This window comes from Arthrobacter sp. HMSC08H08 (assembly GCF_001807575.1).
In the GTDB taxonomy this organism is placed as follows: domain Bacteria; phylum Actinomycetota; class Actinomycetes; order Actinomycetales; family Micrococcaceae; genus Pseudoglutamicibacter; species Pseudoglutamicibacter albus.
In genome coordinates, this window is the sequence record NZ_KV789377.1 from 1,965 (window position 1) to 17,830 (window position 15,866).

Below are 15,866 nucleotides of genomic sequence, written 5' to 3' on the forward strand. Positions count from 1 at the left end.
CCCTTCCAACCATGTCTCACGACATCCTTCGCCCATGTGTCACGACATCGTTCACCGCACCGCAAGACCCGACCGGTCCCCCGACGTTATCCACGTCGAGGCACGGGGCGGCACAGAAACTAGCTGTCCAGCCTGCCACGAACCGTATAGCTATAACGGTGAACAGCAGCCTCAGCGACAGCAAAATAGCCCCGGGAACACCGGGAACCGCCAGTCTGCAGGTACGTTGCCCGGCCGCCTTGGCCGCACCCAAAAAGCGGAACGATGTCCCGACACATAACAAATCAACCGTTCATCCCAACAGGCAAGTTGATATCTGAACTAGTCAGAGCAGAACCTGACGCTTGGGGCGAAGGTAACCGCATAGGTTTCAAGCTCAACCCTCAACGATTAGGGAGGATGTTAGAGCAGTACAAGATACGGCCCGGCAAACTGAACGATATACGCGGCTATTTTCGGCAAGACTTTCTCAGGGCATGGAAAGCGGAGGGGCTCATGTCTAAACCGTCTGAACCGTCTAAACCGTCGACCACGGCCGAAGATGAAGCACTCTTCACAACTGCATAACCACTAACGGGAAGGCCCGGCGCTAAGGAACACACAAGAAACCTTAGGCCGGGTCTTTCCGTGTCTGCAGGCAGGCAGTGCCTCAACCTCACGGCGAGCGCCTAACGCTGTTACGCGTCACAAGAAAACACTGGACACCTGGACACGATCACGAGCCGTTCAGAACCCCACAGGACAACCCCACGGGGTACCCCGTCCCACGCCGTGAGCTAGTCGCCCCCGCCGGCATTGCGATATCTCCCCGGCCGTTTTTCTGTTAGGGGCGGCTATGTCGCTAAGCGCCTCAAACGTTAAAGGTCATAAGAGAACCCCCGATAACAGACTTATAACGCCATTAACTGGGGCTATAGATAAGTTAAGAGGTCATGAGCTTCAGAAGGCTTTACAGGCCCCTATCCCATATCTAGCGAGCGCCTTAGCTATAGAGGCCGGGGCTACAGGCGTTGACCTATGCCCGCTCAAAAGGCCCTGCAATTGCTTCTAAGAGCCATGAAGAATCTGTAATGGTTTTCGCGAGCTCTCTTAGCCCTTCACTAGTGAACGCCGCATAGCTGTTAGTGAGCTCGACCCGGGCAGTAAAACCGTCGTGATTGTTCCACCGTGTTTCAAGGCGTATGCCCCCATGATGTTGCTGAGGTCCTACAAATTCGAAATACCCGGGGGCATCTAGAGATTCATTCTGGAAGATGAATAGCGGGCTATTGGTTAGCGTGTCTATTTGCCCGGGGGTTAGCTCTAGGTTGTGCAGATACTCGCTGAGCATGTGCGTAACGGTTTTCTCAGTGCCTGAGGTGCTCATCTGTCGCTTCTTTCTTGGTAGGCATTTTTCCCACAACTGCAGATGATTAGGCACAGATTAGGCATACGGTTCACGTGACCCTTGTTTTACCGCGTATTTACGGGGTTTGGGTGAAATTCCCTTACCCTCCGCTGGCCTAACCCCGGGATCGTAGAGATTCCGGGGTTTTCCGCTTTAAACCGCGGGACTAGTCCAGCAAAACGGAGCGGGCGATCGCCTCAGCATCCGCGAGCGTCCGGGCACCCACGTGCGGATCACCGCCGGCCTCAGCCGCGATCGCAGTCCCCCACTGCACCGAGGACAACTGCAGACCAATCACGTGCACACCATCGGCGGCGGCACCACTCGTGCCGACCACACGGTGATCGGCGCCCTCAACATCAAGACCAGAGCCGGGAACCTGCTCGCCATCATCGGTGATGCGCACACGCGGACGCGCCAGACCCGATGCCAGCATCGAACGCAACAGCGGCGAATCCGTGATCGCAACACGGTTGGCCGGCATCATCGCCTCAACCATCCACGTCGCCTCCGGCTCCGCGCCACCCACCCACGGCGACACAGCGCGGAACAAGTGGGCCTCCGCATCGTAGGTGTAGGACGGCTCAGGGCCCAGAACCTCAACGATCCCGGCGCGCATCAGAGCGACCATCTGCTCGATACGCTCCAAAGGTGGCCCCGAGGCCAACCCCTCAACGAGAGGCTCAAACCAGCCGCGCACCTGCGCGGCGACGGAACGTTCGTCGATGTAGCGTTCCGCGATCAGTCGCTTCACGATCATGCGACCTGCGTGCAGTGCGCCAATCGCCATGTGCAACGGCGAACCCGTACCCAGCGAGGCGGCGGCGACATCACGCTCCAGCATCTCGATAGTGGCAGCGCGGTAGGCTGCAGCGGTAATCGCGCCATGCCCCGACCACGGCCGCGCCAGTGCCCGGATATCGAAGAGTTCACGGTCAGGGAGCGCACGTGCCAACGCGTCTTTGAGCTTCAGAACCCACACCTCATCGCCGATATCGGTGGGGGCGGCAAGGATTTCGTCCAGCTCATCCAAGAACACGGACGGGGTGGCTTCGAACACCTCGGGAGCGGCGGCAGCGAGCTCGTAGTAGTAGGTGCGGATCACATCCCGGTTCAGAAGCGGCCACACATGACGCTCAAAGTCCACGGTGCCGGGCAACCGGCCGGTCGCGCCTTTTTCAGCAGCCTCAACGATGCGGTCATAGGTGAAGAATTTCAGTTCGATGCCCGGCGGGATGAACGCTGGGATCGCCGCCTTGGCGCGGTACGGGGTTCCACGGCGCGAGCCAGCGATCAGCACCGGTTCCTTACCGCTGGGGACATACTTCAACGCTTGCCCTGGCGGGCCATCGGTTGCTTCGAAGCGGCCGCCCCTGCTCAGGGTGACTTCTGCCATGAGGTCGAAAAAGTTCAGCCCCATCCCGCGCACCAGGACGTTCTGACCGGCCGGAAGTGCGCCATAGTCCACGTCCGTGGAAACGTGCGGAGGAACATAGTGCGCTCCCGGATGCGATGCGCACGCCGAACCCACGGCCTCCTGCTCAGGTGAGATCCGGGCCGGAACGTGCCCCAGAGCCAGCACCACACGGTCCGCATACAAAACCTGGCCCGTACCTAAAACAACGCGGTAGCCACCACCAACATGCGGGTCAACCGAAACCGCCAACGTCGAATGCACATGCGGCCCATCCACATGCTCCAAGCGCTCCAGCTGTGCTGCGACACCCTCCCACACGTGCTGCAAATACCGGCCATAGAGTGGGCGTGGCGGGAAACTACCCGGCCCCAACGCCCCCAGCTCGGCCCGCTCGACCTCGCTCAACTCGGCCCCATCACCGTCAGAGAGACGGAACTGCTCAAAACTCAGCCCCGGATGCTCGGCCCGCCCCACACCGGCCGGACGCTCCGGGGCAACCGTAGGGAACATCGAGGGCGTATTCATCCACAAGTTCCGCGACTGCCTCGGATCCCACACCCTGCCAGAACCGGGAGGGCACGGGTCAACCACATCGATACGCAACGGGCGCGCGGCCAGGGCGTGGCCGTCGTCGGCCTCAATCAACAGGTCAGCAGAAGCCCACGCGGACTGCCCCGACGCGGCGAGCGCGAGCCGTTCCACAACCGAGGTTCCGCGCGGTCCGGCGCCGATCACCACCACGCGAAGGAGGCCGTCATCCTGTGCATGATCCGTTGCTTGTTCCATGTATTTATCTCTATCACTTCAACGTATTCTTAGGCTGTGACTAAACCAACTGACCTGACGCATATTCATTCATTTTTGGACGAGATTCGTGGTGAGGCGGCGCTTGAGTGGGCTGCTGAACGCACGAGGGCGACTGATGAGCATCTAGCTTCTTCGGAGCATGAGCGTGTGGTGGCGCGGATCCAGGAGGCGATGGATGCCCAAGATCGGCTCATCACGGTCAGTAGGCATGGCGAGTTCCACACGAATTTCTGGCAGGACGCCGAGCATCCGCGCGGGATCTGGCGCACTACGGACTGGGATTCCTATGTTGCGGGCACCCCGCGATGGGAGACGCTTCTGGACCTGGATGAGCTCAGCGCCGATGAGGGCGTGAATTGGGTGTGGCGTGGTGCCTCCTGGGAGCCGAAGCCGGGCGGGCAGCCGCGGCGTGCGTTGGTGGTGCTCTCCCCTGATGGTGGGGACGCGGTGGTGGTCCGTGAGTTCGATGCGGTGGACCGCATGTTTGTGGAGGGCGGCTTGGAGTTGCCGTTGGCGAAAACCTCCGTCAGTTGGGGTTTCGGTGACACGTTCTTGGTTTCCACGGTGACCGGCGATGACGATATGACGCGTTCGACCTATGCGCGGTGTGTACGCCGTGTGCGTCGCGGGCAGGATCTGGCCGATGCGGAGCTTCTGTTCGAGGTTGATGCGAGCCACGTGGCGGCTGGGGCCGGTGTGGACACCACGCCTGGATTTGAGAAGACCGTGTTCCGGGATGCTGAGGACTTTTTCACCGGCACGAACTATGTGGCGTTAGGCGATGGAGCTGGTGACGGCGCAGACGGGGGCGCTGGCGGTGGCACCGGTGTAGGCGTGACTGTTCAGAAGATCGACGCTCCGGGGGATGCCCACGTTGGCTTCTTTGAGGACTGGTTGATTATCCGCCCGATGAGCACGTGGGAGGTCAACGGGCAGAGCTACCCGGCTGGAACGGTTTTGGTGGTCAAGACCACTGAGTGGCTGGCTGGTGAGCGGTCTGGTTTGCGTGCGGTATTGGTCCCGGAGCAGTCCGAGTCCGTTCAGGGCGTGGGGTTCACCAAGAATTTTGGCTTCGCTCTCATCATGAGGGACGTCGCTTCCCGGGTAGTGCGTTTGGATCCGCGCAACGATTGGCAGGTGACTGAGTTGCCTGGTGTGCCGGCGTTGTCTTCGGTGAGTATGTGGCCGCTTGATGAGGAAAATAGCGACGACGTCTGGATGGTTTCGGAGGGGTTCCTACAGCCTCCGACGCTGCAGCTCGGTTCGCTCGCGAGCGTGAGTGGCGCTGGCGGTGAAGGTGACGGCGACGATGGTAGTGGCGGCGGTGGCTGGCGGGTCATCGGTGTTGCGCCGGAGCGTTTCGATGTGAGCGCACACGAGGTTTCGCAGCATTTCGCGGTGTCTGATGATGGGGCGCGGGTCCCGTACTTCTTGGTCGCCCCGAAGGACGCTCCGCTGGACGGTAAGACGCCGGTGTATGTGAGTGCTTATGGTGGTTTCCGGGTGTCCCGTACTCCGGTTTATTCTTCGGCGGTGGGCCTTGGCTGGCTTGAGCGCCGCACGGATGAGGGCCGGGCTCCGGCGTTTGTTGTCGCGAATATTCGCGGCGGTGGCGAGTACGGCCCGGATTGGCATGCGGCTGCTTTGCGTGAGAAACGTCCGCGCGCGTACGAGGATCTGGCGGCTGTTGTGCGTGATCTTCATGAGCGCGGCGTTTCTTCAGCTGCTTTGACGGGTATGGCCGGTGGCTCGAATGGTGGCCTGCTAGCGGGCAACATGTATGTGCGCTACCCGGAGCTGTTCGGCGCGATCTCGTGTGGTGTCCCGTTGCTGGACATGCTGCGGTACACGCAGCTTTCGGCGGGGCATTCGTGGATCGCGGAGTACGGCGACCCTGATGTTCCCGGGGATGTTGAACATCTGCGCGATATTTCAGCTACCCATCGGCTAGCTGATACAGCCAACAGCGAGGGTGAGGTTACGTGGCCTGAACTATTGGTGTGGACTACAGCGTCCGATGACCGTGTGGGTCCTGTGCAGGCACGTCACTTTTATGCGTTGTTGGAGGAGCTCGGCCACCGTAACGCGTGGTACCACGAGGAGGTGGATGGCGGACATTCAGGTTCAGTGGACCATGCGTCCGCTGCCCGGACTGCGGCCCGAAGCTACAGCTTTATTTGGGGCGCGTTGACCCGCCAATAGCCGTGGCCTGGGACCGTGTGAACGGTTGCGGCCAGGTGTTCACTTTGATGTGAACGCTTGCCCTCGGCTAAACTATGGGATGTTGCCCTTTGTGAGGGCAATGTGGAGACGTGCCAGAGTGGCCGATTGGACTTCACTGCTAATGAAGGGTCTGGGTAAAACCGGACCGGGGGTTCGAATCCCCCCGTCTCCGCTTTTGTTATGTGTCGGGACATCGTTCACACGATGTCCCGAGAATTTTTTATGCTCTGGGGCGTTGATGTGTCGCGTCATCGTTCCGGCGCTGGGGTCTCTAAAGAACCCCGCGAAACGATTTTCTTACCTTGCAGCTCCGATACTCCCGGGGATCGTCCTGTTGCCGTTACATCTGTTGCACGTGACTACTGGGGTAGCAATTTTCTGTGCCACCCTGTCGCGACGTGGGCTACGCAGATATGTAGAAAAATGTCGTAAAGCCATATCGAAATCCATTGGACACATTTTATGGGATAATACTGTTGTAAAGAAGGGATAAATGCATATTCATCTTGGAGGTTCATACGTGTCAGACCATAACTCCCCACAGGTGCCACCAGCGTCTGAGCCGGGTGACATTCCATCCTCGAGCAGCTCCCCCGCGACTACCAAGAAAAAGTCGCTTTGGACCCGCTGGTGGATGATTGCCATCTACGTCGTCCTCGGTATCGGCATCATCAATGCATTGGCTAACGGAGGTGACGAGAACGCCTCACCGGCCGGCTCCTCGACCCCATCAGCTTCAGAGACGCATAAGTCACAGACAAGTGACGGTGAGAAGTCGAGCGCCTCTACAAAAACTGACAAGCCAACTGAAAAGACAATTCCGACGGAATATAAGTCAGCACTCAGAACTGCGGAGACCTACTCCGATACGATGCACATGAGCAAGGCCGGAATCTATGAACAGCTCACCAGCGAGTACGGTGAAAAATTTACTAAAGAAGCAGCTCAATACGCGATAGACAATCTCAAGGCAGACTATAAAAAGAACGCCCTCGAAACAGCCAAGAATTATCAAGAATCGATGGCTATGTCTCCAAGCGCAATTCATGACCAATTGACAAGTGAACACGGTGAAAAGTTCACCAAAGAAGAGGCCGACTACGCCATCGCTAACCTCGACTAACTGTGTTTTCAGGTAACTAGTGATAGACCGTCTTAGCCCGGCACCCTTTAAGGGTGCCGGGCTAAAGCCATATTAGAAGCATGCTTCTTGTACTGAAACGCTTACACCTCAAGCGACTCCTGACGCACCCAGAAGGTAGCCCACGAGGTACGTGAATCCGAGCGCGAGCGCGCCACCAACAACCACGCGGATAGCGGCCTTGCCCGGCGAGCTACCACCCAGCTTGGCTCCAACCGCCCCCGTCAACGCCAAAGCAACCAACGTCGCCGCGAACGTGCCCACAATATTCGCGCCATGCGGGAGCAGAACGATCGTCAACATCGGCAGAATCGCACCAGCGAGGAACGCAAGCATCGAAGCGAAAGCCGCATGCCACGGGCTCACGATGTCATCCTCATCAATGTTGAGTTCCATCTGCAGGTGCGCCTTCAACGCATCCTTCTCAGTCAACTCAACCGCAACCTTCTCCGCAGTATCCCGCGAAAGCCCCTGCTGCTGATACAGCTGCGTCAGCTCCTCAAGCTCCCCCTCCGGATCCCCAAGAAGCTCACGTTTCTCCTTAGCAACCAACGCCTCCTCCGCATCCTTCTGCGAAGAAACCGAAACATACTCGCCAAGCCCCATCGACACCGCGCCACCAATCACAGCAGCAGCCCCAGCCGCTAAAATCGGGCCGATCTGCGTTGTCGCCCCAGCAACACCAACCACCACAGCCGCAACCGAGACGATGCCATCATTAGCGCCCAAAACACCGGCACGCAGCCAGTTCAGTTTCTGCGCATACCCCGAAACCTGATGCGGTTCCAGCCTATTCTCATGTCCCACATTCGTTGAACTCATATGAACAGTTTCCTCCTCCCCACCTCTCAGCGCTAGCAAAGCTAGGCTACGCTTACTAAGCACCCCCTAAGATTAGCGATCCTTAACAGAGCCCAGCCCCATCAGCGCAACCCAATCACACCACCAGACAGTCTGAGGCTTTAACTCAACGAGGGCGGCCCCGCAGCTCACGCCACGAAACCGCCCTCAAAAACAACTCAGCCCCTACAGCCGGGAACCACGCTGAAACCTAGGCTGGGATCTCCCCGTTGACCACCATGGTTGCCCGGCCCAACGTGTGCCCGAACATCATGAAGCCATGCTTAGCCGGCGACGTATCCCCATCCACACCAAGATCCTCAACATCCAAAGCATGCACCGTAATCACATAACGATGCGGGCCATGCCCCTGCGGAGGCGCGGCACCAATGAAGCCCGGCTGGCCGCCATCGTTACGCAGCTGGAACGCACCCTCCGGAAGGTCCAAGCCGTTACCGGCACCCTCATCGAGCTCCGTGACCGAAGCCGGGATACGCGTGAGAACCCAGTGCCAGAAACCCGACTGAGTTGGGGCATCCGGATCAAACACTGTGACAGCAAAACTCTTAGTGCCCTCAGGCGCGCCAGACCAGCTCAACTGCGGCGAAATATCCTGGCCACCCTCGATACCGAAAGCACCCGAGTACTGTTCGGCCGGCCACATCCCGCCATCCTTAACCGTGGTAGACGTCAGCTCAAAGCTTGGGACCTCACCCAAACCAGCAAATGGATCGTTTCCGTTCGGCGCCAATGCCATGTCACCCTCCTAAAGCGATAAAACCGACTATTCAAAACTCAAAAGCGGACATCTCAATACTGCACAACTGATATGCGCAAAACAGCTACACCAGCAGACCTACCGTCCACGCTTATACAGGTGCGCAATCTGTTGCAGCACCTCCCGAGCGTGCTCCTCATCAACACCGGTGTGACGCATGAAAATATCCATCGCCGCGTCCACATCTTCGGTGCGCATCGCCATCATGAACGCGTCCTGCTCCGGCTCGCTCAAATGATCCGTGCTGAACGTGACCGTGCGGCCATCCTCAACATTGACCTGCAGCGTGATGCCATCGCTCGTGCCAGCCGACGTGTTCGCTTCCAAAGCACGGCGGATCATCTCCTGGTTCAGATCGATGTGGCGCGCGATGATCTCGGCCGCCTCATCGAAACGGCCATCGCGCATCTTGGCCATGAACTGATCCCGCTCGGCACCAGTAATGTCCTGGGTACTAAACGAATGCTCCCGCACGCCATCGTTGTGTGTGAAGTTCATGTGCCGTTCAGAGGCAGCCGCCTCATCACCGTACTTAACCGCCCAGTCCTCAGGGATCGCCCAATCCTGGTCACTGCCCAGGTCAAGCTCGCTACCGGCCCCGTCCTGTACCCCGGAATCCACAGAAGACTCCGACGACTCGGTACGGGACGCGCTGGATCCCGATGTTTCCCCGTCCCGCGACTGCCCTTCCCAAGGCGCCCCAGTCCCCGGCGACTCAAACTCAGGCGTCTCGATCTCACGCAACGCAGGTTCCGTCTTGATCTGCGGGTATTGTTGCAACGCCACCACGTCAGTGACGCAATCCATGTTGGAACGGTTCGTGGCGCTCTTGATCAACTGGGCGGCACCCATCAGGTCATTTTGAGCGATCCTCGCATACACCGCCTTATGGGTTTCGGTGTCCAGAAGCTCAGAAACCTCGCGGGCACGCTCAGGTGTGGTGTTGGAGCGAAGCTTATTCTGCGCACGCTTAGCCATTGACCGTAGCCCCAGCACAACCACGACCACGACAACAACGACACCCAAGACTAGAAACGTTGGATCCATATAACTAAGTCTACGAACCTCCGCTAACCAACAACCGCCAAAGCGAACGGCAACACCCCTGGAGCGCCCGCCTGCCGCAAGGTTGCGGTCGCGCTCGTGATCGACCACCGCGAATCCACCACGTCATCCACGAGCAGTAACGGGCCCGGCGCAGAAGCCACCGCCTCACCCATTGCAGACGGCACCACGAACGCGTCACGCACATCCGCGAACCTGTACGCCGAGTTACCGCCCGGCCCAGACCGCGGCGGAGCACCCGAATATTCGAGCGCACCCATGAAGCGCATCTGCCCAATCCGAGCCAACTCAGACGCCAAGCTATAGATCAGCTGCGGATGCCGCGTAGACGGCATCGCCACAATCCCCACCGGACGCTCAGAAGACGGCATGCCCTCGGGGCCCATCCAGCCAGCCGCAGCCGACCACTCCCCCACGACCTTAACGCACGCGTTCACCACATCGGGCGCCACCGGCGCATCCGGGGTCTGCTGTTGCAGTAGCTCACGCAAGCGTGTGCCCCACCCCAAATCAGTGAACCTAGCCAACGCGCGCCCCTCACCGGCCTGAAGCTCAGCAGGGATCCGGCCCTTCACATCCAAACCCAACGCCGCAAGCCCCGTCGGGTACATCTTCCGCGGCACAATCTCAACACCAACTCGGTTCAGACCACCCTGAGCCAGTTGCGTCGCCTCGTCCCCCACCTCGGTAGGGAACCAGCGGCCAGCGCAGTTATCGCATATTCCACAATCCTCCGCGTGCGGGTCATCCAACTGCTCAGACAAGAAACGCATCCGGCATTCCTCGGTCTGCTCATACGCAAGCATTGCTTCCTGCTCAGCCTCACGCGCCGCCGCCACCCGCTCATACCGTTCACGGTCATACACCCACGGAACACCGGTACCCACCCAGCCGCCCTGGACCCGCTCAACCGCGCCATCCACAGCCAGCACCTTGAGTAACAGGTCCAGCACGGTCCGGCGAACATTGACCCGCGCCTCCAAAACAGGAACCGAAACCGGCCCACCGGCCTCAGCCAACGCATCGAGCACAGCGCGGGCCACGGACTCTTGCGGCATCGACGCAGACGCGAAATACCGCCAAATCTCCCGATCCTCAGGCCCGGGCAACAACATGACATCCGCCCGGGCAGCGCCACGCCCAGCACGCCCTACCTGCTGGTAATACGCGACCGGGGAACTCGGAGCACCCACGTGCACCACGAATCCAAGATCAGGCTTATCGAACCCCATACCCAGCGCGGAGGTCGCAACCAACGCCTTGACCTGATTATTCTTCAACGCATCTTCAAGCTCGTGCCGCTCATCCTGATCCGTGCGCCCCGTATAGGCCCGCACGTTCAGGCCCGCCTCACGCAGCATCTGAGCGATGTCCTCGGCCGCGGAAACCGTCAAAGCATAAATAATCCCGGAACCGGCAAGTTGCCCCACATGCTGCACGAGCCAACCCAACTGCTTACGCGGGCTTGCCATCCGCAAAACACCCAAACGTAGCGACTTCCTCGCCAACGGGCCACGCAACGTGAACACATCCTGGCCACCCGCGGCCAGTTGCTCCTCAACGTCCCGAACAACGCGCTCGTTCGCGGTCGCGGTAGTCGCTAAGACCGGCACATCCTGCGGAAGCTGCTCGATGAGGTCCTTGATCCTGCGGTAATCCGGCCGGAAATCATGCCCCCAGTCAGAGATACAGTGCGCCTCATCCACCACGAGCAGCCCCATCCGCTCAACCAGCTGCGGAAGCTGCTCTTCACGGAACCGCGGATTATTCAACCGCTCCGGAGACACCAACAAGACATCCACTTGATCTGCGGCGAGCTGACCGCGGATCTGTTCCCACTCCGTGGCGTTCGCCGAGTTGATCGCTTGCGCGCGCACACCAGCCCGCTGAGCCGCCGCAATCTGATCACGCATCAGCGCCAACAGCGGAGAAATAATCAGTGTTGGGCCGGCTCCCTGAGCCCGCAACAGCGCGGTCGCCACAAAATACACGGCAGACTTACCCCAACCGGTCCGCTGAACCACCAGCGCCCTACGCCGACGCCCCACAAGCGCCTCGATCGCTTCAAGCTGCCCCGGATGGAACTGGACACGCTCGCTGTCTGTGCCTTCCCGGCCCACCAGACGGCGTAACGCGGCAAGAGCCGCATCCGCATCGAAGTCAGCAGACAGGGCATCGTTACCTGTAAATTCCATCCCACGCCTCCCGCTGTTTCCGTGAGTCTGACCATTGAGCAAAGCGTGACAGCGTAGTCTGACACTTATGACCACGATCAATCTCAGCGATTCATTCAAAGCTTATGACGTACGCGGTATCGTCGGCGAGAGCATCACAGAAGAAACAGTAGAAGCCACCGCCGCGGCTTTCGTCGACGTGCTCGGACTGGCAGGGGCCACCGTGCTCGTCGGCGGCGATATGCGGCCTTCCAGCACACAGTTCGTCAGAGTTTTCGCTGAGACCCTCGCCGCGCGTGGCGCACACCCGCTGGTCCTCGGCCAGATCTCTACCGATGAGCTCTACTTCGCTAGCGGCTCCCTCGACGCCGCCGGAGTGACTTTCACCGCCTCACACAACCCGGCCGGCTACAACGGCATCAAAATGACGCGTGCCGGCGCTAAACCGATCTCTGCTGACACGGGCCTCGAGGACATCCGCATCCTCGCCCAGAAGTACCTCAACGAAGGCCTCCCTCAGTCTCTCAATGCGCGTGCTGAGATTGAACACCGCGATGTGTTGCCTGATTACGCCCGGCACTTGCGTTCGCTCGTCGACCTTTCCCGTATCCGCCCCCTCAAGGTGGTTGTTGATGCGGGCAACGGGATGGCTGGCCTCACGACCCCGGCCGTACTGGGCGATTCCGCGCTGGATCCCCTCCCGCTTGAGATCGTGCCGCTGTATTTCGAGCTGGACGGCTCCTTCCCGAACCACCCGGCCAACCCCATCGAGCCGGAAAACATCGCAGACCTCCAGGCGGCCGTGAAGAAGCACGGCGCAGACCTTGGGCTTGCTTTCGATGGCGATGCGGACCGTTGCTTTGTTGTGGACGAGAACGGGGATGCCGTCTCCCCTTCCGCGATCACCGCGTTGGTTGCCGCCCGCGAGATCACCCGCGCGAAGTCCGAGGGTGAAGAAACCCCGGTGGTGATTCACAACCTCATCACGTCCAAAGCAGTGCCGGAAACGGTTGAAGCGGCCGGCGGCCGGGCGGTGCGCACGCGCGTGGGGCATTCCTTCATCAAAGCTGTGATGGCCGATGAGAACGCAGTATTCGGCGGTGAGCACTCCGCTCACTACTACTTCCGTGACTTCTATTTCGCAGACACCGGGATGCTGGCCGCGATGCACATTCTTGCCGCGCTCGGCGGGCAAGATAAGCCACTTTCGGAGCTGGTCGCCAAATACCACCCGTACGTCGCGTCCGGCGAGATCAACACCACGGTCGCCGACGCCGCGGCCGCAACCCAGAAAGTTGTTGACGAGCTCGCTTCCGGTGACGACACCACAATCGAAACCCTCGACGGAACCACCGTGAGCGCATCCGACGGCTCCTGGTGGTTCAACCTGCGGCCATCCAACACCGAACCTCTGCTTCGCTTCAACGCTGAAGCCGCAGACCAAGAAACGATGGAACGCATCCGCGATACGGTGCTCGGAATCGTCCGCGGCTAAGGCGTCAGGGGCTACAGCGTCAAGCCTGAGGGCGTTGACGTAGCCACGCAGCTACGCACCACCGCATAGCCGCGCTACACCTCACGGCCACGCTGCACCGTATGGCTGCGTTGCACCGCATGCCCCGGGGTTTGCGCGGGATACTTGAGTATCCTCGCAGGCTCCGGGGTTTTGCGTACACCACGGAGTGGTTCCCGGGAATCTTCCGCGATGCGCGCTCACCCACGCATATACACGGTCCGCACACCACCGAAGCGGCGGGAAGCGATACAGGTTTCGAAAAATCCGCGTGCCCATCGCGACATCCAACGCAATCGCCGCAGCACCGGCACCACGTGAAACCATGACGCGGCCTTCGCCGGTAACCACGTGGAATCCCCAAATCTCAACATCCGTTTGAGCCTGCGTGAGGCCGTACGCTTGACGCACCCCGTGCTCTTGCGAGGCCCTCAGCTGGATCCGGCCACCCCTATCAAGCCGCCGCAACCAACCCGCAGCCCGCGTACACACACCACAGCGGCCATCGAAAATCAGCGTCAATTCCGCCACGGGGCCCACCTTTCTCTGCAGACAACAACGATGCCGCAGTCACCTCACACAGTGACTGCGGCATCGTTATCAGTTCACAGCATCAGCTGAAGCCGTGCGTGCGGCTTCAGCTGATGCTTGGCGTTTAGGCTCCGAGGCGTTCGCGCAAAGCGTCCAGCTCGGCGCGCATAGCGGTTGGTAGGTGATCGCCGAAGTTCTCGTACCACTGTTCGATAAGTGGAAGCTCGTTCTTCCACTCTTCAACATCGAAGCGGGTTGCGGCTTCGAGGTCCTCATCGCTGATCTCCAAACCAACCAGGTCCAGCGAGCCCTCAGCAGGGATCAGACCCAGTGGGGTCTCTTCAGCTTCAACCTTGCCTTCGATGCGGTCGCAGATCCACTTCAGAACGCGCGAGTTCTCGCCGAAGCCAGGCCACGCGAACCCGCCTTCAGCGTTGCGGCGGAACCAGTTGACCAAGAACACGGCTGGCAGGTTCTTGCCGCCCTGAGCCGCTGGAAGGTCGCGTAGCTTGTCCCAGTGGTTGAGGTAGTCGCCCGCGTCGTAGCCGATGAATGGAAGCATTGCCATTGGGTCGCGGCGGACAACACCCACAGCACCTTCTGCGGCCGCGGTCGTCTCAGAGGAGAGAGTCGAGCCGAAGAACACGCCCTGGGTCCAGCTGCGAGCCTGGGAGACCAACGGGATGGTGGTTTTGCGGCGGCCACCGAACATGATCGCGTCCAGCTTGACGCCGTCCGGGTTGTAGTACTCCTCGGAGAGCATGTCAGCCTGGCTGATCGGCGTGCAGAAACGGCTGTTCGGGTGGGCCGCTGGACGGCCTGCGTCCGGAGTCCAGTCATTACCTTGCCAGTCGATCAGGTGATCTGGGGCTTCGTCGGTCATGCCTTCCCACCAGACGCCGCCCTCGTCAGTGAGTGCGACGTTGGTGAAGATCGTGTTGCCCTTAGCGATGGCGCGCATCGCGTTCGGGTTGGTGGACCAGCCGGTGCCCGGTGCTACGCCGAAGAAACCGTATTCAGGGTTGACCGCACGCAGAGCGCCGTCTTCGTCGAAGTTCATCCAGACGATGTCATCGCCTAGGACTTCGGCCTTCCAGCCGTCCACGGTTGGGTCGATCAAAGCGAGGTTGGTCTTACCGCATGCCGATGGGAACGCAGCGGAAATGTTGAAGGACTTACCTTCCGGGTTGGTCAGTCGCATCAGCACCATGTGCTCCGCGAGCCAGCCCTCATCGCGTGCCATGACGGAGGCGATACGCAGCGAGTAGCACTTCTTACCGAGCAGCGCGTTGCCGCCGTAGCCGGAACCGTAGGAGACGATCGAGCGTTCCTCCGGGAAGTGCACAATCCACTTCTCTTCGTTGCATGGCCACGCAACGTCCTCTTGGCCCTCTTCAAGCGGGGCGCCGACCGAGTGCAACGCCGGAACGAAGAACGCGTCCGTCTCCTCCATCTTGCGCAAGACCTCGTTACCGATCTTGGCCATGATGCGCATCGAGGTCACGACGTATGCGGAGTCAGAGATCTCAACACCGAACTTAGGGTTCTTCGCGTCGAGGTGGCCCATCACGAACGGGATGACGTACATCGTGCGGCCGCGCATCGAGCCTTCGAAAAGGGTGTTGAGTTTAGTCTTCATCTCAACCGGATCCATCCAGTTGTTCGTGAAGCCTGCGTCCTCTTCCTTCTCGGAGCAAATGAACGTACGGGACTCGACACGCGCGACGTCGGCAGGGTCAGAGTTCGCGAGGTAAGAGTTAGGGAACAAGTCCTCGTTGAGCTTGGTGAACGTACCGGTGTCAACAAGGAGCTGTTTGAGCTTGAGGTCTTCGGATTCGGAACCGTCTACCCAGTGGATAGCATCCGGCTGGGTCAGCGCTGCCACCTCGGACACCCACTGCGCCAGCTTCTGGTGAGAAGTGGGTGCGGACAAGCTGGTCTGCTCAGCGTTCGCGGTCATAAGACTATGCCTCCAAATGGACTGTTGCGT

At 60.0% G+C, this 15,866-nt stretch carries 11 protein-coding genes and 1 tRNA gene; 5 read left to right on the forward strand and 7 right to left on the reverse strand.

Features of this window, described 5'->3' with window-relative positions; translation table 11 throughout:
• Positions 1-264 precede the first annotated feature (264 nt).
• Positions 265-567, forward strand: a complete 303-nt coding sequence (locus tag HMPREF3175_RS10620; protein ID WP_083285235.1) for a DUF3631 domain-containing protein — start codon at positions 265-267, stop codon at positions 565-567.
• Between the two features lie 986 nt (positions 568-1,553).
• On the opposite strand, the gene HMPREF3175_RS02765 is transcribed toward HMPREF3175_RS10620, so the two are convergent.
• On the reverse strand, positions 1,554-3,590 hold the full coding sequence (locus HMPREF3175_RS02765; RefSeq protein WP_070490600.1) for an FAD/NAD(P)-binding protein: 2,037 nt from the start codon (positions 3,588-3,590) through the stop codon (positions 1,554-1,556).
• A gap of 36 nt (positions 3,591-3,626) precedes the next feature.
• Between HMPREF3175_RS02765 and HMPREF3175_RS02770 the strand changes: the two genes are divergently transcribed.
• The 3 genes from HMPREF3175_RS02770 (at position 3,627) to HMPREF3175_RS02780 (ending at position 6,957) form a co-directional block, all read left to right on the forward strand.
• Complete coding sequence (locus HMPREF3175_RS02770; protein ID WP_070490601.1) at positions 3,627-5,813, forward strand: prolyl oligopeptidase family serine peptidase; 2,187 nt, start codon at positions 3,627-3,629, stop codon at positions 5,811-5,813.
• Between the two features lie 104 nt (positions 5,814-5,917).
• Positions 5,918-6,006 (forward strand) — tRNA-Ser (locus HMPREF3175_RS02775).
• A 348-nt stretch (positions 6,007-6,354) separates the two neighbouring features.
• The gene (locus HMPREF3175_RS02780) at positions 6,355-6,957 is read left to right on the forward strand and encodes an Ltp family lipoprotein (protein WP_232219315.1); all 603 of its coding nucleotides are present in this window, start codon (positions 6,355-6,357) and stop codon (positions 6,955-6,957) included.
• Positions 6,958-7,065: 108 nt separating this feature from the next.
• Here the strand turns inward: HMPREF3175_RS02780 and HMPREF3175_RS02785 are convergent, their stop codons facing one another.
• The 4 genes from HMPREF3175_RS02785 to HMPREF3175_RS02800 all read right to left on the reverse strand — a co-directional run bounded on the left by HMPREF3175_RS02785 (position 7,066) and on the right by HMPREF3175_RS02800 (position 11,853).
• Positions 7,066-7,797 carry a VIT1/CCC1 transporter family protein gene (locus tag HMPREF3175_RS02785; protein ID WP_070490602.1) on the reverse strand — a complete coding sequence of 244 codons (732 nt, stop codon included), beginning with the start codon at positions 7,795-7,797 and terminating at the stop codon, positions 7,066-7,068.
• Positions 7,798-8,026: 229 nt separating this feature from the next.
• Positions 8,027-8,572, reverse strand: coding sequence for a YbhB/YbcL family Raf kinase inhibitor-like protein (locus HMPREF3175_RS02790; RefSeq protein ID WP_035757410.1), 546 nt, complete (start codon positions 8,570-8,572; stop codon positions 8,027-8,029).
• A 99-nt stretch (positions 8,573-8,671) separates the two neighbouring features.
• Positions 8,672-9,640, reverse strand: a complete 969-nt coding sequence (locus HMPREF3175_RS02795) for a hypothetical protein (RefSeq protein WP_035757412.1) — start codon at positions 9,638-9,640, stop codon at positions 8,672-8,674.
• Positions 9,641-9,663: 23 nt separating this feature from the next.
• Positions 9,664-11,853, reverse strand: a complete 2,190-nt coding sequence (locus tag HMPREF3175_RS02800; RefSeq protein WP_070490603.1) for a RecQ family ATP-dependent DNA helicase — start codon at positions 11,851-11,853, stop codon at positions 9,664-9,666.
• 67 nt (positions 11,854-11,920) lie between these two features.
• Here HMPREF3175_RS02800 and HMPREF3175_RS02805 point away from each other — a divergent pair, with 67 nt between their 5' ends.
• Entirely contained in the window at positions 11,921-13,327 is a 1,407-nt protein-coding gene (locus tag HMPREF3175_RS02805; protein ID WP_070490604.1) for a phosphomannomutase/phosphoglucomutase, read from the forward strand.
• 81 nt (positions 13,328-13,408) lie between these two features.
• On the opposite strand, the gene HMPREF3175_RS09845 is transcribed toward HMPREF3175_RS02805, so the two are convergent.
• A complete protein-coding gene (locus tag HMPREF3175_RS09845) occupies positions 13,409-13,876 on the reverse strand; it encodes a thiol-disulfide oxidoreductase DCC family protein (RefSeq protein WP_256173759.1) in 468 nt (155 codons plus the stop codon).
• Between the two features lie 124 nt (positions 13,877-14,000).
• Entirely contained in the window at positions 14,001-15,836 is a 1,836-nt protein-coding gene (locus HMPREF3175_RS02810; RefSeq protein WP_070490605.1) for a phosphoenolpyruvate carboxykinase (GTP), read from the reverse strand.
• Positions 15,837-15,866: the final 30 nt, after the last annotated feature.

Bases quoted from the DNA above. Each gene is read 5' to 3' on its own strand.
- HMPREF3175_RS10620 (WP_083285235.1), top strand. From the start codon at position 265: ATGTCCCGACACATAACAAATCAACCGTTCATCCCAACAGGCAAGTTG.
- HMPREF3175_RS02765 (WP_070490600.1), bottom strand. From the start codon at position 3,590: ATGGAACAAGCAACGGATCATGCACAGGATGACGGCCTCCTTCGCGTG.
- HMPREF3175_RS02785 (WP_070490602.1), bottom strand. From the start codon at position 7,797: ATGAGTTCAACGAATGTGGGACATGAGAATAGGCTGGAACCGCATCAG.
- HMPREF3175_RS02790 (WP_035757410.1), bottom strand. From the start codon at position 8,572: ATGGCATTGGCGCCGAACGGAAACGATCCATTTGCTGGTTTGGGTGAG.
- HMPREF3175_RS02795 (WP_035757412.1), bottom strand. From the start codon at position 9,640: ATGGATCCAACGTTTCTAGTCTTGGGTGTCGTTGTTGTCGTGGTCGTG.
- HMPREF3175_RS02800 (WP_070490603.1), bottom strand. From the start codon at position 11,853: ATGGAATTTACAGGTAACGATGCCCTGTCTGCTGACTTCGATGCGGAT.
- HMPREF3175_RS02805 (WP_070490604.1), top strand. From the start codon at position 11,921: ATGACCACGATCAATCTCAGCGATTCATTCAAAGCTTATGACGTACGC.
- HMPREF3175_RS02810 (WP_070490605.1), bottom strand. From the start codon at position 15,836: ATGACCGCGAACGCTGAGCAGACCAGCTTGTCCGCACCCACTTCTCAC.